Source organism: Aeromonas sp. MTB (genome assembly GCF_056632455.1).
Map to the genome: position 1 here is coordinate 2,735,640 of NZ_CP147026.1, position 17,206 is coordinate 2,752,845.

Genomic DNA, 17,206 nt, shown 5'->3' on the forward strand with positions numbered 1-17,206 from the left:
AGATCTCATCGAGTTCAAAGCGCAGCAGGCGGTTTTGCGCCCACTTGGTTCTGTCGAGCAACAGCAGTTGCCGGCTACCGAGCAGCAACACAAAGCGTGGCGGCTCGGCCTGGGTAAACACCACAGAGGAGAGCAATTCCTGCCAGCTACGCGGCTCACCGCGACTGTTGTAGCGCAGCAGTTGGTTCTGTTTCGGGTCGCTGTCAGCGGGCAGTTGCAGCGCATGCAGGGCCTGGGCAAGCGGATCGCCCTCTTCTTCACTGTCGAACGCTTCGGCAATCCACAACCAAGGGCTGCCATCGGCACTCTCATAGCTGGCCAGCAGCGGCAAGCTGCAACCTTCATCGAGCGGCTGCAAGGTGGGCGCGAGCTGATAACCGAGCGCGCTTAGCACTGCTGCTTGGCGGGCGCGCTGCTGGCTAAGTTGCTGCGCGATATCGCGTTGTTTCTCCTGCTCGCTGAGCTGGCGAAAATAGCCGCTGGCGAGACTAGCGAGCTGATTCCATGGGGCACGATAACCGGGGGCGACCGTTTTGCCCAGCTCCCTGGCGGCGCGTTCCTGGTCGCGGGCGGCTTGCTCTTGTGCCTGCCAGGGTTCGAGCACACTGCGGATGTCACTGCCAAACACCTCGTCGAGGTAGTGATTGGAGTAAAATTCGTTTTCGTTAATGATGCCGACCAGTGCCATGGCTAACCCTCCGCGCCGGTGATAACGGCAATCAACTGAATATATGGTTCTTTTTCGGTGGTCATGGTCTCTTCGATCCACTCGATATAGCTTTCAAAGTTGTGGTCAATTTCGCGCTGACGCTGGGCCTGGCGACTCTGTTTCACCGCTTCGACCTGTTTGTTATCGGCAAAATCCAGCGTCAGTTGCTGGAGCTGGCGGGTTTTCAGCGCGCCGAGTTTCTCTAGCTGCGCGGTTAAGCGCAGGTTGATCTCGGTTTCAAACGCGTTGCGCTCCTGCACAAACACACTGCGAGCATGGTCAATGGCTTCGCGCAGCAGATCTTGCTGGCGTTGGTGGTTGCGCTGCTTGCCGCCGGGGTTGCTCAACTTACTGCATAAAGCGGGCTGCTGGGCGACAAAATCGGCAAACGGCTGACTGCCCACAAACTGCGCTTGCTTAAAGCTGACCACCAGCCAGGGGTTGACCATGGGGTGGGATTTGCGGTTGGGGAACAGCCCCGAGAGGATAAAGTGGTCTTCATCGGCGTTCATGGCATGGCTCATGCGCAGCACAGGCGCCTGATGACGGCCAAAGGCGCCTTGCACCTTGTCATCGAGCCACTGCACTACCGGGTTGATCTGCCACAGATAGTGAATGCTCGGCCAGGCATGTTGCTCGCCGCGCGCCGCAATAATGGCGCTGTTGATCACCTGTTTGTCTTCGCTGAGCAGCAGTTGCCAGTTGTCGGGCTCAATTTCTGGCGGTAGCTGAGCAAAGCGGCGGCGCAGTTCATCAGGCGCCACCAATGAGAGACAGCCATCGGGCAGACGCTCGAATTGCACCCGTTGACCGGCTTGTTTGAGGTAACCGAGCGCCGTCTCACAATAGGCCTGTTCGCTGGCAAACAGTGACAGATCCGCTGTGGTGAGGCGACTGGCATCCTGGCTGACCTGATTGCTCAGGGCCCCCAGTAGATCGCCGGGTTGCTCCTGCTCGCTGGCATTGTGGTTAAGCAGCATATCTAACAGGCTGGCGCCATCTTGGGCGCCCTGCAGCATGAAGTCAGCGGTCTGCAGTTCTTCTTCTTCCTGGCTGTATTTACCGGTGAACTCGGAGCTGTCACCGATGTTCTTTTGTGCCTGCTCATCTTTGTTGATCAGCACTTCCAGTACCCGCATATCGCCCTTGATCTGCTCGGCTTCGGTGAGCAGGTAGCGGATCTGCGGTACATGCTGCTGGCCATAGCGGTCGATACGGCCATTACGCTGTTGAAACACCATCAGCGACCAAGGGATGTCAAAATGGATCATCTTGTGGCTTTGATGGTGTAGGTTGATGCCCTCGGAGGCGACATCGGAGCACACCAGCAAGCGCACCGGAGCACTCTGTTTGCTGAATGCTTCGACGGTGTTCATCAGTTCGACATCGCCCTGGTCGCCGCGCAAGGTGGCGAGTTGTTCAGGCTTGAGCTTGAGATCGCGCGTCAGGTTGTCTGCCAAAAACTCCAGGGTCTTGATGCTTTCGGTGAAGATCACCAAGCGGTCATCAGCCTGATTGGCGCGCCATTGCAGATCGTTGCGGATGGTGTCGAGCAGCAGTTGGTATTTGCTAAAGCAGCCGGCATCGATGCGTGCCAGCGCCAACTGCAACGACTGCAGCTCGTTGATCTGGCTTTGGCAGTTATTTACCTTGCGCTTGGCGAGATTGGCGAGCCGGTTGTTCACCACGCTGGCGCAGGCCATGGGGCTGGAAAACAGGGCCTTGGCGAGGGTGACCTTAAACAGGCGACCACGCTTGGCACTGCTGTCATCACTATCATCATCTTTAAGTTCGCTCTCAACAAGCCGGCGGAAGACTTCTTCTTCTTGTGCGCTGGCCTGACGTGCGATCTGCTTGATCTCGCGCTCGGGAAATTCACCGGCCATCTGATCTTTGACATCTTTTTTAAAGCGCCGCACCACCAGATTTTTGTCGGAAAAATCACTGTGCTGGTAATTTGAGGGATTGGCGATGGCTGTCGGGTCGAGCATGTTCATTAAGCTGGCGAAGCTCTCTGGCTTGCCATCATGAGGGGTGGCCGAGAGCATGATCAGGGTGTCACTGCGCCCAGCCAGCAATTTGGCGAGCTTGCTGCGTAGTGAGCTGCTGCCACGCTCGGCAACGTTGTGCGCCTCGTCGATGACGATGATATCCCACCAGGCATTCTCTAAATGGTGGCGATATTCGATGTCTTGCTTGAGGGTATCGATGGAAATAATGCTTTTATCGAAGTAGTGAAACGGGTTGTGGTTGGTGGGAATGCGATTGCGCACCCGCTGCAACCCTTGAGAATCGAGCCGGGTGAGCGGAATGGCAAACCGACTCCAGAACTCTTTTTGAAACTGGGTCAGCATGGATTTAACCGCCAGCACCAAGATCCGCTTGCCACGGCCACGACGAATAAGCTCGGAAACCATGATCCCTGCTTCCAGGGTTTTACCCAGCCCCACGGCATCGGCGATCAGGATGCGCTGGCGCGGTTGCTCCAGTGCCATGCGGGTGGGATCAAGCTGGAACGCCATCGAGTCCATCGCTGCCCGGTGACCAAAGTGCAACTTAGCATCGGTTGGTACCCTTTGGCGCAGCTGGCTTTCGATATACAGCTGCGCAGCCTGATAATTGGCCGATTCATCTTCCACCAGTTGGGTAGTAGCAGGATCGAGGATCTCGATGCGCTGTTCCAGTCGGGTTAAAAACAGCCCCTCTTTGCCACGCACCAATTCAGACACGCCATCACAGGTTAATAAGTGACCACCATCACCACTATTGTCTGCTCGACGGATGCGCCACTCTGCATCCCGGATCACCACCCGCATACCGGGTGCAAAATTTTGGTCGTTCATCAGTCTGGTCTTAATGTCGCAACAATGTCACGTGATGGCAGGCTGTACTTCGTCAAGCCAGGCCATGCGGAACAATGCAATTAAAGGAGGCCAAAAGGGTACCATAGCGGGACATCTACATGATAAAAAACACAATTCAAATGTGATGTACCGCAATTTACGCCTTCATTCATTAGCTTGAGAAATGGCTTGGATTAGCAATGACCGCAAATTTAGTCTGCAAAATAGGCTGAAGACGCAGTCAACATTGGCAGCCTCATCCCCGGTTAATCAATAGTCTGAGCGCTTTCATCATGGGCATAACTCAGACTTCGTCATCCTTAATCACATCGCAGTCTTCATCCCTATTGGGTGGATTCACAAACGTGACTGTCGATTTCACCTGCATGCTCCCGTGGTTAACGCCAGAGTCTTCTCGCCGCCCCCCATCGCCGTACTTCTTGGGGGCCAGCTTTGAGGCCAGCCATTTACGAGCATCGATCTGCAGGCGGGCACGAGCAATCACATCATGGTTAACTTTTACGTTCCCGTTGGCGTCGAGGAAGGTGTCATTGCTGCCGTCATCGGCAATCTGGAGGATCTCATCGGCCAGTTTGTCGGTCAGATCCTCGCGCGCGCACGCGTACTGGTCCCTAAATTCTATGTAGCGTTCATCAGCCAACCAGCGCATCACCATGGATTTGGACGGCATACCCGGACGAGCCAACACTGCGCGTAGACTCACCCCATCAGCAATGGCGCTACATATGGCCTCCCCCAACTCGTTCGTGTATGCGCTCCGACGGCCTCTTGTTACCGTCTTGGGATTCGACGTATTGGTTTCCACAGTGGAAACCTGATGAGTGAAAACTGGGCTCATAACCTCAGTTGTGGCATTCACATGTTCAGCGCCATTTATAGGGGCCTGAGGTATACCTGAAGATGAGGTAGCGTTAACGGGTGTTGTGATTCTTGACCATTTGTGAGTCTTGGCACGCTTGTTAATGGCGGTATGTGAAATGCCGTAATCTATCGCTATCTGGCGCACACTCTGGCGGCCAGCACAGTACGCGAGTTCGATACCGTGCCAGTCTGGGGAATCTGTTGAATGCATAGGGGAATAGATCATAGGCGACCAGTATTTACGAGGAGGCAAGTAGGTATCCAGCCCTACAGGGGGAGTCCCGTCAGTGCAAACGCAGCTGTGTGTGGCAAAAAGTTGTCTGTGATAGTCACTTGGTCACTGTTTTGATAAACATCCCGCCATCATTGGGCTAGCAGCAAGTGACCGTGATTTTTCATGGTCTCTGGGAGTCACTCACATCACTCTTTTGGGCACTGCTCTCACTGATCCATCCACTCATTGCGTCATCTCCCATCTGTCATCCATCAAGAAGCATCAGGGCAGTGACCCAGTGACAAACAGTGACCATGAATCAATGTTGGTCACTGCATCCCAACCCGGGCAGGACCAGACATTCACACAGTAAAGTGACTCAGTGACTATGAAATAGGGTATGCCCCCCTCCCCTCAAGTTAGAAAAAAAGGCCCCGCAAGGAGCCTTCTTGTCACCGCCGTTTGGCCTCATTAAGCCATATAGGCCTACAGGGCCCGCGGAAGGTACTCCTCAGCCTGCTCGGTGAGTGCAACATTGGTTTGAGTTTGACCATTGGTCTTGCGCGTCTTGTACTCCGCGCCCAGCTCCTTTGCAGCCTGTTTGACGGCTTTGCTGAATGAATTAAGCGAGAGTGGGCGGTTCAAGCCGTGGTACTCCAGGTAAGCCAGGTAGAGGTGACACAGGAATTTTCTCGGCGCCTTCATCACGGCGACATTTCCCCCCATACAGAGCCCTTTCGGCTCAGCCAGAAACGCCAAGGTGGCGCAAAAGTCGAGTACGTGGTCAGCCTCGCGCTTCACCGCTAGCGCATCAGCACCATCCCGTTGCTCCTCCAGCAGACGCTTGGCCTGGTCTGGGTCGGCAAACCGGGTCAGCAGATGGCGAATGAGCACCGGTAACTCAGCGGCAATCTTGTCGCCAAGCGCCCCATCCCGATCAGCGGATGCCACCACTTGTCCGAAGTGGAAGATCACCCGGCGACGAGCGATCCCCCCATTGCGCTCGTTAAACACCATCGGTACGTTGTTGGTGGCCAGCAACACAGCTGGGATCCGGGTGCTGAAAATCGTCTTGCCTTTAGGGTTGACCGATACTTTATCCCCGCCAGTGATCGCCTTGAGCACGTGGCCATCGCCAACGTACGAAGGTTGGTCAGGCAACAAGATCAGGCGTTTGTTCCAGACGTTCTCCAGACCAAATTGGTCCTCAAGCAGTTTCATTGAGCTACTACCCACATTTTCTTGGCCAACCAGCAGTTCGCACAGTGCCGCCATGACCGATTTGCCACTGCCGCCTTCCCCCGTCACCTCCAGGAACAGTTGCCAGTCGTAGCGATTCGCCAGCACCATGAACAGCGCCGCGTTTATGCGATCCATCTTGGCCACATCATTGTCGGTTGCATAGCTCAGCCACTTCATAAAGTGGGGGGCACAATGCTCCAGGGTTTCCCCCACCAGCGGCTCGCTGTACTCGATCCCGTTGTGAGCCAGCAAACCATCGACGAGGGAATGCGGGCGAAACGTGCGGAGCACTAGGTCATAGACCCCATTGGCAAAACCAATCAGGTTGAGCGTAGGACGCGGTATTTTATCAAGGCCCAGTTTCATGGTTTCAACAGCAGCGTTGATCACACGGGCACTGTATTTGGCGCCTTGCTGCTTAAACATTGCCGTCATGCAGCGCGCAAGCACCGCATCCGGCATCGGCTCCCACAGGCTGCCGGTGTAACGGTACACCAGGCTCGTGTCGACATTGATGGCCAGGGGCTTCAGACTAGCAGCCAGTGCCTCCCCGCGCTGGCAGGCACTCATCTGATCCAGCAGCACCGCGTCGTCCTGCTCGGGGCGCAGAGAAACAACATTGGCCGCCAGCAGAGAACCTGTTTTTTGGCTGCCCTTCTTATCGGCCAACAGCTTACTTTTAGGCGGGGCTTGGCGTGGCTCCTGTATCCCCTTCTGGTGCGCACTGGCAATAGTCGCCTTGACCTCCTGTACCGATTGGCCAGACGCCATGCCAGCAGCAAACAACTGACGCTCAGCGTCGGCGTGGCTGATCTCTCCACCAGCGACCAGTTGCGCCACCCCCAGCGCCTCCCGGTTGAGCGTCTCGTTCCGGCTCCCCATCGGCGCGCTGACAATCGCCTCACAGGCACTCGTCAACGCTCTCTCGCCATAGCGGCTGGTCTCTGCGGAGCTGACCATGGGGGCCATCACCTTTGGCTCATGTTTGGGCTTGGTGATCCACCCCAACAAGATGGCTGGCGCCTCCGGCAGATCTGCCAGCTTGGGGATGGTATCGCCGTGCAGTACCTTATCGGCTTTGATGTAGACCAGCTGATTGCCGGTCTTCACATCCACGCCCGCCAACCCATTCGCGTTGTTGACGCTCTGCTTCAAGCTGGCAAGGTCTACCCCAGCAGGCAAGTGGAACAGCCAGTGATACGAACCGTCCGGCTGGCTATCGGTGAGCATCCGGTACTGGATCGGGAGCGTCTCATTGGGCAATCCGAGCATCGCCAGCAGATCCCTGGGGTGCGGCGCCTCGGGTACCTTGTTACCGTCCAGGTCCAGCAGGACCATTTCATCCAAGCGAACACCAAACAGGGTGTCATCCTCACGCACCATGGAGGACGGGTAGCGCTGCTCATTGCCATAGGGTTGCGGGTTGCCGTTGCGCTGACACGGAATGACAGCGTGGTCGTTGGCTTCGATGTTGGCAGCCCTGGTTTGCAGGATGGCGTTCATACCGTACCCCCTACCACACGCAGCATGGCACGCTTATGATCGAACAGTGACACGCCGTCATCGTTCTCATAGGCTTCCTGAAGGCGGTACATTTCCTCGATGCGCGCGCTGTTGGTGCTAGGGGAAGCACCATACAGGGCGAACTGGCCACAAATAGCATCCCTGCTAATTATCCCCGACTTTGCGCGGCACAGGCTTTTGCTTGCCAGCGAGCGTGCAGGTGCTACGATCTCGGGGTCAGATTCCACAATCAGACCCCGCTCAAACTGATAGATCGAAGAGGCCGCCGTACCATGGCGGCTCTTTTTTGCGTAATTGGTGACTGTCATCCTCGCCTCCTTACGCCTCGCGGCGCTTCTGGATCTGGGCGATGAGCCATGCTTCCAACTCCTCTTCAATCCAACCAACGGCTTTTGCGCCGATGGACACCGGTTTGGGAAAGGTCGGGTCATAAACATTGGGGTACTTCGGATTGGGACGCATTTTGGCGTAGATGGTAGAGCGGGACAGCCCGGTGCGGGCTTCAACCTCATTACGGCGAATAATGGTCAGAGTGGGTTTGCTTTCTTTAGCCATGTTAGTTATTCCCTGTCATGCACTGGAACGAAATGCACCAGCATGGCTCCTTATTTTTATCATCTCGCAACAAATCCCTAGCCCTACAGGGGTGAACCCCTTCAGAAACGCACTTGACAAGGGAAATTAAATGGCGAGTAGGTGTGGATGACTTCCTGGAACAGCAGCGCAATCGGCTGTTGGTCGGCAGAACCGGGACGGGTAAAACCCACTGGACCATCTCTATGGGACGCAATGCTGGTGGCTGGGGCAAGCGAGTGCGTTTCTATACAGTGGTGTACTGGTCAGCGAACTGGAGCAGGAAAAGGTGGCAGGCAAAGCCGGGCTGCTTGCCATTCGGTTGGTCAATGTCGATGCAGTGATTCTGGGCAAACTGAGCTATCTGCCGTTTGCCGAAAGCGGAGGCGCTCTGCTGTTTCACCTGATCAGCAAGCTGCGCAAGCGCACCAGCCCGCTCCTGACCTCCAACCTGGCCTTCAGCAAGTGGAGAAGATGACAACGGTGATGCTGGATAGGATCATGTGAGTTTATCGAGACAGGCAACGACGCCTATCGCTTCAAACAGAGGATGAAATCAGCCAGCTAACCCTGGTCAATGTTGGACGCTGATCCCTGGTCATTTTTCGAGGCTGATTGACAACCCGATCCGTCTATACAGACAGACTGTTTGGCAAGTGAATTACATTGCTCTCCAACCCGGTAAATTCATGGGGTGGCACATAGTGATGCTTGCAACAGTCCAGCCAGTCAGCCCACCATTGCACCATCTGTTGCCGCTGGGTGATAAATTCGGCCCGATGAATGTAAGCCGCCCGCACACCGTTACGCTCCTTATGGCTCATCTGCCGTTCAATGGCATCCGCACTCCATTGGCCTGATTCAAGCAACGCGCTGCAGGCCATCGCCCGGAAGCCATGACCGCATACCTCCACCTTGGTGTCATAACCCAGGCGGCGCAAGGCACTATTCACGGTGTTTTCACTCATGGGTTTTGATACATCATGGTCACCGGCAAATACCAGATCAAAACGCCCGGTCAAAGGGCGGATCGCCTCAATGATGGCCAGTGCCTGGCGTGACAACGGCACAAAGTGCGGTTCTCGCATCTTGGCACCACGATGTGAATGTTTAACCCCTTCAATGGGATCGCGGGACGCCGGGATCGTCCAGATTGCTCGCTCGATATCGAGCTCATCCCAGCGCATGAAGCGCAATTCACTCGAACGGACAAAGGTTAACAAGGTGAATTTCACCGCCATCTTGGTCAGCAGACGTCCCGAATAACTATCGAGACGACGCACCAGCTCGGGAATATCCTGCAGCGGCAGCGCGGGATGATGCTGGACTTTGCGAACCGACAACGCCCCCGTCAAATCAGCGGCAGGATTGGCCTCAATCAAATCAGTTCGCATTGCATAACTCATTATGCCATTGATGTGTTGCCGCACTCGTCCTGCCAAATCAAGCGCATTTCGCTGCTCTATCTTACGCAGTGGAACAAGCAGGTCACGAGTCTTGAGTTCGGCAACGGGGCAATGGCCAATCAATGGAAACACGTCTTTTTCAAGCCGGGTCAAGATGCGTGAAGCGTGATCGGAGGACCACTTGCCAGCATTATTTGCATGCCATTCACGGGCAACAGCCTCAAAACTATTCACTTGTTTGCGGGTAATGTCGTTACGCACCTGCTGCTTATGGACGACAGGGTCAATACCCTTGGCCAACAAATTTCGTGCGGCAGCGTGTTTGGCACGGGCCTCCGTCAACGACAGGATGGGGTAATCACCAAACGCCATCAGCCCGGCCTTACCATCAGGCTTAGTGAACTTGAAGCGCCACGAACGGGTACCGTTCTTTTTGACCAATAAGTGCAACCCATTCCCATCGAACAGGGAATAGTCTTTTTCTCGCGGGCGGGCATTGCGACACTCGGTATCAGACAAGGGTCTGGTGGTTCGCGGCATTGGTATACGACTCCTTTATCGAATCGATGTATACCTAAGCGTATACCAATTTATAGCGGATGTGTTAGGAATGACTCGGAATGTTCTGGACGTAAAAAAACCCAGAGACGTTGAATTAACTGGGTTTTTTGAACTTTTCCGGAATACTTTGGAAGTATTAATGGTGCCCGAGGCCGGAATCGAACCGGCACGACGCGAACGTCGAGGGATTTTAAATGCCTGCACCCAGCCTTTAAAATCAAATAGTTAAATAAATACAGTCACTTATAGACACGTCATTATGCGGAAAAATGCGGTGTTCTGCGAGCTGTGTGGATCAAATGTGGACACTAGCGCAGGTTGTTGACCGTCAGCGGATTGAGCCGCAACGCATCTTCAAGATGGTCCGGCGCAAAGTGGGCATAGCGCATTGTCATGGTGATAGTTGAGTGCCCGAGTATCTTTTGCAACACCAGAATGTTACCACCGTTCATCATAAAATGGCTGGCAAAAGTGTGCCGCAGCACATGGGTACTCTGCCCCGCCGGTAGCTGGATCCCAGCCTTGTTGATGGCGGATTCAAAGTGGTGGTAGCACTCACTGAACAGTTTCCCCCTGCGCTTGGGGATGATGTCGATCAGCTCTTGGTTGATGGGCACTGTTCGGCGCTTTCCGCCTTTGGTGTGAGTGAAGGTCAACCGGTTCTGTGACACCTGCGATTGGGTCAGGTCCTGGATTTCTCCCCAACGCGCCCCTGTGGCCAAGCAGAGCCGCACCACAATGCCGAGATCTGGATTGCTGGCAGTGTCACAGGCCTCGAGCAATGCCTTGATCTCGTCAGGGTACAGAAACGCCAGCTCTGATTCGGTAACCCGGTAAAGTCTCATCCCAGCCAGCGGGTTCTCTGCCGTCCATTCCCCCAACCGCTTGAGTTCGTTGAACACGGCTCGCAGGTAAGCGTGATCACGGTTCACCGTCGATGCGCTCACCCCCTTCCCTTCTTGCGTTGCAGCCCGCCGATCGCTCACTGCGCCAGAGAGACGCGCCTCACGGTATTTGGCAAAGTCATTACCCGTAAACTCAGAAGCCAGTGGGTTGCCCAAGCTTTCGCAGATCAGCAGCAGTTTGGACCGACGCTGCTCACCATCACGCAAGCTCTGGCCATGCAGGCCATACCAACGTTCAACCAGATCAGACAAGCGCCGGGTTTCTGCGGCTGGTTCTGCAACCTGCTCATCGTCGCCCAGCCACGGTTTCTCGGCGAACTGCTCGAGCTGCCAAAGCTCCCAAGCAGCGGCTTCGCCTTTGGTGGCAAAGCGCTTGCGCCTGCGCGGGCCATTGCGACCACTTGGGCGAATATCGGCAAGCCAGGGCAGTGACTTGCCGTCGTCGAGTTTACGGACGGTCATAAGCCCATTTCTTGTTTCAGCAGACTTTTCCCCATTTCAAACTCAAAGGCATTGGAGTCAACAGCAAGTAAGATAGCTGGCCTGATATAAGTGGTATAGGCGAATGAAAAAGGCCCCTGCCAAGGGTAATCTACCTCATCCATCCCCCTTCTACGTCGCTCACCATTGGCAATATCATGGATATCCCCAACCTCCAAGCCATCCAACCCCATATTTGACCTTATTGGCAGCAGATCCAAATCTGATAGATACACTTTCATCTGTTCTTCAGACATATAAAAAGTCTGCCAGATTATAGAGTTCTGTACAGAATGTGACGTTTCTCCGTCGATTTCAAAATCCCAAAATGACAGAAACGTGCTCATCACAACATATAATAAAATCAATGCAGGCATTAGTTTTCTCCAATTTATATATCTATGGCCATTTCAAATACATCAACAACCTGAAAGATGGCCGTCAAACGACAACGGATTAATTCAACAGGAAATACCTTTACATTTCCTCTCCTTGCTGGCCATATGCACCGGCGCTATAACTTCTTAAAAGGTCGCTAGTATGTTCTGGCCCACCCAAAAAACTATCCAATGCATTTTTCGATATATATTCAAGAAGACTGTACTTCTCGACAAGACACTTATAATTTTCACCTCCATGTTTACTCAGGGTATGTATGATTAGCAAAACCAGCTCATAAACTGAGAGCTGAGCGCGCAGAATATCTATATACTTCCTCTTCTTATCCTCACCTAACACTGAATTATCGACCAAGCTAAGAATTTGATATAGAACCCTAAAGTAGTGCCCTAAACATTCCTCATTTCGAATATAATAAACATTATATTCCGGTATACATTCAAGTCCTTCCCTAAAGCTACTATAGCCTTCACACAGTACTTTAAACCCATATCGACCTTTATATTCCACACCAGTTCTGGTTCGAACCGACAAGGACTCAACAATATCGCCATGCAACTTCAACATATTAAAAAATGTATTTTCAAAAACCTGTAAATCCAATGCTTTAGTTTGCGCCTCGAATTGTTCACCTTGATTTTTCATTTCATATCTAGTAGCCTCCAATTCCTCTCTCGTTGCTTTCAACTCCTCCCTCTGAAAGTAAATTGATGCAATGATTCCGGTGAAGGCAAGCGCGGAAAATAGAGTATTCAATGCACCATAAGAATCACCAAACACTCCCATTTCTGACAACTCTGTATTATAAAAGTAATCTTTATACAAATAACTCCAAAATGGATAAAAGAACCATAGCACAAGCACAAACACTAAAATTAAGATGATGAAACACCAACCTCTATTATTGTTGTTTTCCGACATATGATCGCTCGTTCCAAACCCTAAGTTATCTTATTAAATTTATTCTGCCATTAACTGTAGTTGCCAATTTATAGCAAAAGCTTCACCCCAAACGACAGAGCTTCAGAGGCCAGTGACTTCACCATATCAACACCGTGATGACTAGCAGCCTCTTGCAAACGCTCACCCAGGCTACCTTGCAGGCTATCAGGCACAGCTTTAAGTGTTTCCAAGCCTTTGGCCGACAGCACGGCATCACTGATACCTTGATTGAAAATTGCTTTACCATCGATGTAGCCGGCATTAAGCAACCAAGCATAGGTGGCATAAGTGAGCTCGGCCTTTGGCGTCAGCTCTGCTCCTGTGAATCCGTCTTCCACATACACATTTTCTTCACCAATCAGTGTGCCGACACTAAGGTAGACTGGCATCGGGAAGCAGTTATAGAGGTATGCGAACGTCTTACCGACCATCAAATCAAACTGTTCAATGTTGGTGCTTGCCATGAAAACTCCATTTCAAGAGAACAAAGAAAAGGCCGAAATTATTTACAACCTGACCAGCACGATTCGGATGCAGATCGAGGGGGATATGGATCGGGTTAACGCCCGGGCCTATTGGGAAACCACACTCCCCACCCTGAATCTGGCATACCTAGCTGAAGCTTTGAGCTGGACCCTGCCCAATGCGCTGCGTGATGCTGACCAACGCAAGCAATAAAGGGATCACCATGTCAAAATTCAAATTACCGCGTAGTCAAATCACCGACTCCCATTACAGGAGTGAAACGACCAAGCTGTATTACGCAATCACTGACTACCTATCAGCCAAAAGCAGTCCTGAGTTTGCCGAAACGTTCGGGGACGCCGACGTATTCCTGCATGACCTGCTCATCTTTGCCGAACAGTGGTGGCTTGATCGCAACCAAAAGTCGCTCGCAGCATTTCGGCGAGCCGAAGCCAAACAAGCGGCTAAGGCATCAGTTCGTTGACAACACCTTCCGCCCAGTTGGTTTTATGTTTCACCCTGACTGGACCACCCTTGCCAATCATCTCGGCCCACTCTCCCAACTGCTTGGCCGAGCGCTCATGCCAGCCTTGTGCATTAGCCAACATCTGTACTATGGCGCGGTCGAGAGGTACTCCGCGCAGATAAAGCTGTTGAAGTAAAAGCTTCGCGTAGGCTTGATCGACAAAATGGAGTTCAGATGCTTGGCAGCCTCGACCAATATGGGCCGTCAATCTTTCGATTGCTTGCTCAAGCACGTTATGGGTATCGGTCATAACCACCTCTGGTTGATGCCAGTACAAAAAGGGCGCATCAGCGCCCTATCGTTTTCTGAAAATCCGGTGTTCTACCATCACGCCGATGATCTCGATGTGTTGCCGGTCGGAGTGCATGGAAGGGTAATCGTCATTTAGGGGGACAAGCTCAAACACCTCTTGCCCGTTCTCATCGATGCCACGGGGTCGGAACTTCTTGAAAGTAGCCCCTTCGCTACCGTTCTTGGCAACGACATAATCGCCAGGGCGAGGTGACTCATCAGGGTCAACGATCACCAAATCCCCTTCATTGAAGATCGGAGTCATGGAATTGCCACGCAGCCAGAGGCCGAAGCCACGAGGGCCAATATCGATACTGGCAGACACATACTCGACATTGCCGTCGAAGGTCGTGGCCTGCTCGCACATCTCCCGCCAGTTACCAGCTTGGACATAGCTCAGAATCGGAACACGATTACCCTGCGGTATCACTGCCGGTTCGACGTTGTGATAGCCGGGCATAGTTTCTTGGGAAGGAGCCGTCGCCCCCTCCCCACCACCGGCCAAAAGCCAGTCAACAGATACCCCCAGCGCTGCCGCCAAGTCATTGAGATAGCGGCCTTTCGGCTGGTTCAAACCAGACTCCCACTTCCCTACTGAAACGTCACTCACACCAATGGCTTTGGCAAGTGCAGTCTTCGAGAGATTCAGAGCCGTTCGTCTACTGAAAATGCGATCACTTATTGTCATCGCTCTAGCTTAACCTCGGCAATCCGAACAAAAGGTTGATACTTTACCGAAGTTAAGTTAGGCTCAGTTCAATCCAAACTTAAGGTCGGAAAAGAGGTCATGAAAAAAGAGGACGCAATCAGCTACTTCGGAAGTGCAGCAGAGCTAGCCAGAACCTTGAACATTTCAGAGCCAGCTGTATCCCGCTGGGGAAGCGACATTCCCAAAGGCCGAGCCTATCAAATCGAAGTGCTGACTGGCGGGAAGTTGAAAGCTACCCCAACAACAAAGCACTCGCGTACAGCACATTAAGGAGATCGCCATGACGATGGAAAACCATCCTGTCGAGCCCATCACCGAGGTACTGCGTGAGCTGGCGGCCATCAAGCAAGGGCTGGCCTTGCAAGCCCTGCCGGCCATTCCGCTCGATGCCTTTTTGGACATGCTGCTCGACGTCTACAAGTTCAAGCTCCCCAAGCGCACCGCCCAGGACATGATTGCCGATGGCCGCATTCCCATCATTCCCAAGCTACGCGCCGGCGATCAGCCCTGGGTCAATCTGGTGCGCTGGCGCGATATGGCCAGCGAGCCGGAGCAGTATTTCAAGCTGGTCAATGAGAACTCCGGACGGCGGCTGGCAAGCCGTGCGCTGACCAAAAAGCCCACGTCACGCTCTGTGGCTTGATCACACAGTAGCGGCTGCGAACAGGAGCTGAAAGTGTCTAACTGTCAACGAAACCTACACCGCCACTTCGCCAGTGCCTGCGACCGCTTCAAGCAGGTGCACAACCTTGCCGACTTGGCCGCGCAGATCGGCATGAGTGCCGATGTGCTGCGCAACAAGTTCAACCCGGCTCAGGCGCGGCACAAGTTGACTGCGACTGACCTTATCGACCTTTACCGCGTCACCGGTGACGACACCTTGTTCGACGGGCTGCTGTTTGATTGCCAGTTGACGGCCGTGCGCTTGCCGGCTGCAGCGGCCGCTGCACCAGAAGCACGTGCCCAGCAAGCACTCAATGCGGGGGCCCAGATCCTGGGCGTCACCGCTCAGGCGACCACGCTGCTTGCCGGTGACCGCGTCACCAAATCCAACCGAAACACCGTCGTCACCGGCATCTGGGCTGGCATTGAGCATCTTGTGCTGCTGGCTACCGAGGTCGAAGACCGCTTTCACGCCGTCCCTGGTCTTGCGTGTGCTGCCGACATGGCCCGCGCAGCCCTCGGCGCATAGGAGAAGCCATGAGACTGATTTGCCCCCACTGTGGTGCCCGCGCTAGCACTCGCACATCCATTCGGATGAGCCCGCTTTGCGGCATCGCCACTTATCAATGCAGCAATGTGGATTGCGGCCACACCTTCAAGGCGGGGTTCGAAATCATCGCAACCATCAGCCCCAGTGCCATGCCCAATCCGGCCATTGTGCTGCCCATTGTCCCGCGCAGGGTGAAAGAGGTGGCCCAGTGATCCCCTCACTGGCCGCCAGATTCTGCGCCCAGGTGAAGGAGAAACCAGCATGCAACACACCCAACCAGAGCCCCGCAACATCGCCGGTCTGACCGCCGAGGAGCAGGTGTTGATGAATACCGCAGGCATTGCGCTGTTGCGGGAGCACCTCAACCGGGCGGGTTCAAACCTCGACGGTGATTGGCTTAATGCGCCCAAGACCAAGCGAGTCGCCATTTGCACCATCGCCCGCCAGCCGTGGGATTCGCTGATGATGGCGACCCTCTCTGCCCTGCCCTATCAGCAGCGTGAGGCGATCCGCCTTGCGGTGATTGCGCTGGATTATCAGTCGCTGTTTCACAGCGGGTGCGATCCGAAAGTGTGGCACCCATCGGTGAAGGTGACGCCGGCTGAAGTGGCCGAGCGGAAGAAGAGAGAACAGGCCAAACGCCAGCAACTGGATCATGCGGTGCATGTCGCTGGCCAGATTGGCCAAGAAGGCCCGAGAGCAATCGGGCACTAAAAAGCCCGCTTAACGGAGGTGCAACTCCAAGCGGGCCTTTATCAACAACGTATGAGGAAGTCGACATGGCAACTTTAGCGATCCCCTGCGCACTGCGCAACCTTCGCATCCAGCAACGCAAGCTGACGGGCCGCTATGGCGCCCGTCTTAGCCAGCACCCGGACGGGGTGGCGCTGCTCGAGCGTTCCACCGCACTGGCTTGGGCTTCTCTGTTCAGCTGCATCAACCCCTGCACACCTCAACAAGGAGCCTGACCATGAACGCACAACCGACCCAAATCAATCTGCTCAACCACCATGCCGCCAAGCGTCTTCGCCAGTTGCGGGAACAGTTGAAGCTGAGCCGCCCGAAGTTTGCCGACCTGCTGGGTATTCCGCCCACCACGCTCAAGAACTACGAGCTGGGATACCGCGAGATTGGCGGCGGTTTGTTCCTGCTGATTGCCAACCACCCGGAGCTGAAACGGCACATCGACTGGCTGCTGACCGGCATCGCCACACCGGAGGTGCAGCTATGAGACAGATCTTCCACCCCATATCCCAACAGGAGGCGCTAGCCGAGTTGCCGCGCCTTCAACAACGGCTGACCGCCAAAGCTCGCCCTGCCTC

General features: G+C 54.2%; 23 protein-coding genes and 1 pseudogene. 12 read left to right on the forward strand and 12 right to left on the reverse strand.

Annotated features, from left to right (window positions below; all coding sequences use genetic code 11):
* The first annotated feature begins 34 nt into the window (after window positions 1–34).
* Both WBR25_RS12390 and WBR25_RS12395 read left to right on the forward strand, forming a co-directional pair.
* Window positions 35–391 (forward strand): hypothetical protein, encoded by a 357-nt coding sequence (locus WBR25_RS12390; protein WP_479748089.1) that lies wholly within the window; start codon window positions 35–37, stop codon window positions 389–391.
* Window positions 392–400: 9 nt separating this feature from the next.
* Complete coding sequence (locus tag WBR25_RS12395; protein WP_479748090.1) at window positions 401–694, forward strand: hypothetical protein; 294 nt, start codon at window positions 401–403, stop codon at window positions 692–694.
* Here the strand turns inward: WBR25_RS12395 and WBR25_RS12400 are convergent.
* From WBR25_RS12400 to WBR25_RS12420, 5 genes are all read right to left on the reverse strand, one after another.
* Window positions 691–3,552, reverse strand: coding sequence for an SNF2-related protein (locus WBR25_RS12400; protein WP_479748092.1), 2,862 nt, complete (start codon window positions 3,550–3,552; stop codon window positions 691–693). The two genes, WBR25_RS12395 and WBR25_RS12400, sit on opposite strands and share 4 nt — an antisense overlap.
* A 304-nt stretch (window positions 3,553–3,856) precedes the next feature.
* Window positions 3,857–4,378 (reverse strand): terminase small subunit-like protein, encoded by a 522-nt coding sequence (locus WBR25_RS12405; protein ID WP_429105274.1) that lies wholly within the window; start codon window positions 4,376–4,378, stop codon window positions 3,857–3,859.
* Between the two features lie 756 nt (window positions 4,379–5,134).
* The gene (locus WBR25_RS12410; protein ID WP_429105276.1) at window positions 5,135–7,393 is read right to left on the reverse strand and encodes a DNA primase family protein; all 2,259 of its coding nucleotides are present in this window, start codon (window positions 7,391–7,393) and stop codon (window positions 5,135–5,137) included.
* Entirely contained in the window at window positions 7,390–7,722 is a 333-nt protein-coding gene (locus WBR25_RS12415; protein WP_335841141.1) for a hypothetical protein, read from the reverse strand. Before WBR25_RS12415 ends, WBR25_RS12410 begins: the two co-directional genes overlap by 4 nt.
* Window positions 7,723–7,732: 10 nt before the next feature.
* Window positions 7,733–7,969, reverse strand: a complete 237-nt coding sequence (locus WBR25_RS12420; RefSeq protein ID WP_335841142.1) for a helix-turn-helix transcriptional regulator — start codon at window positions 7,967–7,969, stop codon at window positions 7,733–7,735.
* 143 nt (window positions 7,970–8,112) lie between these two features.
* Here WBR25_RS12420 and WBR25_RS12425 point away from each other — a divergent pair.
* Window positions 8,113–8,465: pseudogene (locus tag WBR25_RS12425) on the forward strand (ATP-binding protein).
* Window positions 8,466–8,619: 154 nt separating this feature from the next.
* Here the strand turns inward: WBR25_RS12425 and WBR25_RS12430 are convergent.
* The 5 genes from WBR25_RS12430 to WBR25_RS12450 form a co-directional block, all read right to left on the reverse strand.
* On the reverse strand, window positions 8,620–9,933 hold the full coding sequence (locus WBR25_RS12430; RefSeq protein ID WP_005350905.1) for a tyrosine-type recombinase/integrase: 1,314 nt from the start codon (window positions 9,931–9,933) through the stop codon (window positions 8,620–8,622).
* Window positions 9,934–10,262: 329 nt separating this feature from the next.
* On the reverse strand, window positions 10,263–11,321 hold the full coding sequence (locus WBR25_RS12435; protein ID WP_323893801.1) for a phage integrase: 1,059 nt from the start codon (window positions 11,319–11,321) through the stop codon (window positions 10,263–10,265).
* Entirely contained in the window at window positions 11,318–11,716 is a 399-nt protein-coding gene (locus WBR25_RS12440; RefSeq protein WP_323893799.1) for a hypothetical protein, read from the reverse strand. The genes WBR25_RS12435 and WBR25_RS12440 overlap by 4 nt, the downstream gene beginning before the upstream one ends.
* 100 nt (window positions 11,717–11,816) lie before the next feature.
* The gene (locus tag WBR25_RS12445) at window positions 11,817–12,659 is read right to left on the reverse strand and encodes a putative phage abortive infection protein (protein WP_323893797.1); all 843 of its coding nucleotides are present in this window, start codon (window positions 12,657–12,659) and stop codon (window positions 11,817–11,819) included.
* Between the two features lie 68 nt (window positions 12,660–12,727).
* On the reverse strand, window positions 12,728–13,144 hold the full coding sequence (locus tag WBR25_RS12450) for a hypothetical protein (protein WP_323893796.1): 417 nt from the start codon (window positions 13,142–13,144) through the stop codon (window positions 12,728–12,730).
* Between WBR25_RS12450 and WBR25_RS12455 the strand changes: the two genes are divergently transcribed.
* Both WBR25_RS12455 and WBR25_RS12460 read left to right on the forward strand, forming a co-directional pair.
* Window positions 13,143–13,358 (forward strand): hypothetical protein, encoded by a 216-nt coding sequence (locus WBR25_RS12455; protein WP_323893794.1) that lies wholly within the window; start codon window positions 13,143–13,145, stop codon window positions 13,356–13,358. The genes WBR25_RS12450 and WBR25_RS12455 overlap by 2 nt on opposite strands.
* On the forward strand, window positions 13,336–13,629 hold the full coding sequence (locus tag WBR25_RS12460) for a globin family protein (protein ID WP_323893792.1): 294 nt from the start codon (window positions 13,336–13,338) through the stop codon (window positions 13,627–13,629). Before WBR25_RS12455 ends, WBR25_RS12460 begins: the two co-directional genes overlap by 23 nt.
* On the opposite strand, the gene WBR25_RS12465 is transcribed toward WBR25_RS12460, so the two are convergent.
* Together WBR25_RS12465 and WBR25_RS12470 are read right to left on the reverse strand one after the other, a co-directional pair.
* On the reverse strand, window positions 13,610–13,921 hold the full coding sequence (locus WBR25_RS12465) for a hypothetical protein (RefSeq protein ID WP_323893790.1): 312 nt from the start codon (window positions 13,919–13,921) through the stop codon (window positions 13,610–13,612). The genes WBR25_RS12460 and WBR25_RS12465 overlap by 20 nt on opposite strands.
* Before the next feature lie 45 nt (window positions 13,922–13,966).
* Entirely contained in the window at window positions 13,967–14,650 is a 684-nt protein-coding gene (locus WBR25_RS12470) for a LexA family protein (protein WP_323893788.1), read from the reverse strand.
* A 99-nt stretch (window positions 14,651–14,749) separates the two neighbouring features.
* Here WBR25_RS12470 and WBR25_RS12475 point away from each other — a divergent pair, with 99 nt between their 5' ends.
* The 7 genes from WBR25_RS12475 to WBR25_RS12505 all read left to right on the forward strand — a co-directional run bounded on the left by WBR25_RS12475 (window position 14,750) and on the right by WBR25_RS12505 (window position 17,115).
* Entirely contained in the window at window positions 14,750–14,941 is a 192-nt protein-coding gene (locus WBR25_RS12475; RefSeq protein ID WP_110303028.1) for a Cro/CI family transcriptional regulator, read from the forward strand.
* Between the two features lie 10 nt (window positions 14,942–14,951).
* Window positions 14,952–15,314, forward strand: coding sequence for a hypothetical protein (locus WBR25_RS12480; RefSeq protein ID WP_110303027.1), 363 nt, complete (start codon window positions 14,952–14,954; stop codon window positions 15,312–15,314).
* A 33-nt stretch (window positions 15,315–15,347) separates the two neighbouring features.
* Window positions 15,348–15,863: a phage regulatory CII family protein gene (locus tag WBR25_RS12485; protein WP_110303026.1), complete on the forward strand. Its 516-nt coding sequence runs from the start codon at window positions 15,348–15,350 to the stop codon at window positions 15,861–15,863.
* 8 nt (window positions 15,864–15,871) lie between these two features.
* A complete protein-coding gene (locus WBR25_RS12490) occupies window positions 15,872–16,096 on the forward strand; it encodes an Ogr/Delta-like zinc finger protein (RefSeq protein WP_005351998.1) in 225 nt (74 codons plus the stop codon).
* 49 nt (window positions 16,097–16,145) lie between these two features.
* On the forward strand, window positions 16,146–16,598 hold the full coding sequence (locus tag WBR25_RS12495) for a hypothetical protein (RefSeq protein ID WP_323893786.1): 453 nt from the start codon (window positions 16,146–16,148) through the stop codon (window positions 16,596–16,598).
* 65 nt (window positions 16,599–16,663) lie between these two features.
* Window positions 16,664–16,852, forward strand: a complete 189-nt coding sequence (locus WBR25_RS12500) for a hypothetical protein (RefSeq protein WP_005352007.1) — start codon at window positions 16,664–16,666, stop codon at window positions 16,850–16,852.
* Window positions 16,853–16,854: 2 nt separating this feature from the next.
* Window positions 16,855–17,115 (forward strand): helix-turn-helix domain-containing protein, encoded by a 261-nt coding sequence (locus WBR25_RS12505; RefSeq protein WP_323893784.1) that lies wholly within the window; start codon window positions 16,855–16,857, stop codon window positions 17,113–17,115.
* Window positions 17,116–17,206: the final 91 nt, after the last annotated feature.

What these genes read in the sequence shown, in the direction of transcription:
- WBR25_RS12500 (WP_005352007.1), top strand. Translation starts at nt 16,664, where the DNA reads ATGGCAACTTTAGCGATCCCCTGCGCACTGCGCAACCTTCGCATCCAG.
- WBR25_RS12440 (WP_323893799.1), bottom strand. Translation starts at nt 11,716, where the DNA reads ATGCCTGCATTGATTTTATTATATGTTGTGATGAGCACGTTTCTGTCA.
- WBR25_RS12490 (WP_005351998.1), top strand. Translation starts at nt 15,872, where the DNA reads ATGAGACTGATTTGCCCCCACTGTGGTGCCCGCGCTAGCACTCGCACA.
- WBR25_RS12400 (WP_479748092.1), bottom strand. Translation starts at nt 3,552, where the DNA reads ATGAACGACCAAAATTTTGCACCCGGTATGCGGGTGGTGATCCGGGAT.
- WBR25_RS12475 (WP_110303028.1), top strand. Translation starts at nt 14,750, where the DNA reads ATGAAAAAAGAGGACGCAATCAGCTACTTCGGAAGTGCAGCAGAGCTA.
- WBR25_RS12470 (WP_323893788.1), bottom strand. Translation starts at nt 14,650, where the DNA reads ATGACAATAAGTGATCGCATTTTCAGTAGACGAACGGCTCTGAATCTC.
- WBR25_RS12505 (WP_323893784.1), top strand. Translation starts at nt 16,855, where the DNA reads ATGAACGCACAACCGACCCAAATCAATCTGCTCAACCACCATGCCGCC.
- WBR25_RS12445 (WP_323893797.1), bottom strand. Translation starts at nt 12,659, where the DNA reads ATGTCGGAAAACAACAATAATAGAGGTTGGTGTTTCATCATCTTAATT.
- WBR25_RS12495 (WP_323893786.1), top strand. Translation starts at nt 16,146, where the DNA reads ATGCAACACACCCAACCAGAGCCCCGCAACATCGCCGGTCTGACCGCC.
- WBR25_RS12465 (WP_323893790.1), bottom strand. Translation starts at nt 13,921, where the DNA reads ATGACCGATACCCATAACGTGCTTGAGCAAGCAATCGAAAGATTGACG.
- WBR25_RS12455 (WP_323893794.1), top strand. Translation starts at nt 13,143, where the DNA reads ATGAAAACTCCATTTCAAGAGAACAAAGAAAAGGCCGAAATTATTTAC.
- WBR25_RS12435 (WP_323893801.1), bottom strand. Translation starts at nt 11,321, where the DNA reads ATGACCGTCCGTAAACTCGACGACGGCAAGTCACTGCCCTGGCTTGCC.
- WBR25_RS12450 (WP_323893796.1), bottom strand. Translation starts at nt 13,144, where the DNA reads ATGGCAAGCACCAACATTGAACAGTTTGATTTGATGGTCGGTAAGACG.
- WBR25_RS12420 (WP_335841142.1), bottom strand. Translation starts at nt 7,969, where the DNA reads ATGGCTAAAGAAAGCAAACCCACTCTGACCATTATTCGCCGTAATGAG.
- WBR25_RS12430 (WP_005350905.1), bottom strand. Translation starts at nt 9,933, where the DNA reads ATGCCGCGAACCACCAGACCCTTGTCTGATACCGAGTGTCGCAATGCC.
- WBR25_RS12480 (WP_110303027.1), top strand. Translation starts at nt 14,952, where the DNA reads ATGACGATGGAAAACCATCCTGTCGAGCCCATCACCGAGGTACTGCGT.
- WBR25_RS12415 (WP_335841141.1), bottom strand. Translation starts at nt 7,722, where the DNA reads ATGACAGTCACCAATTACGCAAAAAAGAGCCGCCATGGTACGGCGGCC.
- WBR25_RS12460 (WP_323893792.1), top strand. Translation starts at nt 13,336, where the DNA reads ATGCTGACCAACGCAAGCAATAAAGGGATCACCATGTCAAAATTCAAA.
- WBR25_RS12410 (WP_429105276.1), bottom strand. Translation starts at nt 7,393, where the DNA reads ATGAACGCCATCCTGCAAACCAGGGCTGCCAACATCGAAGCCAACGAC.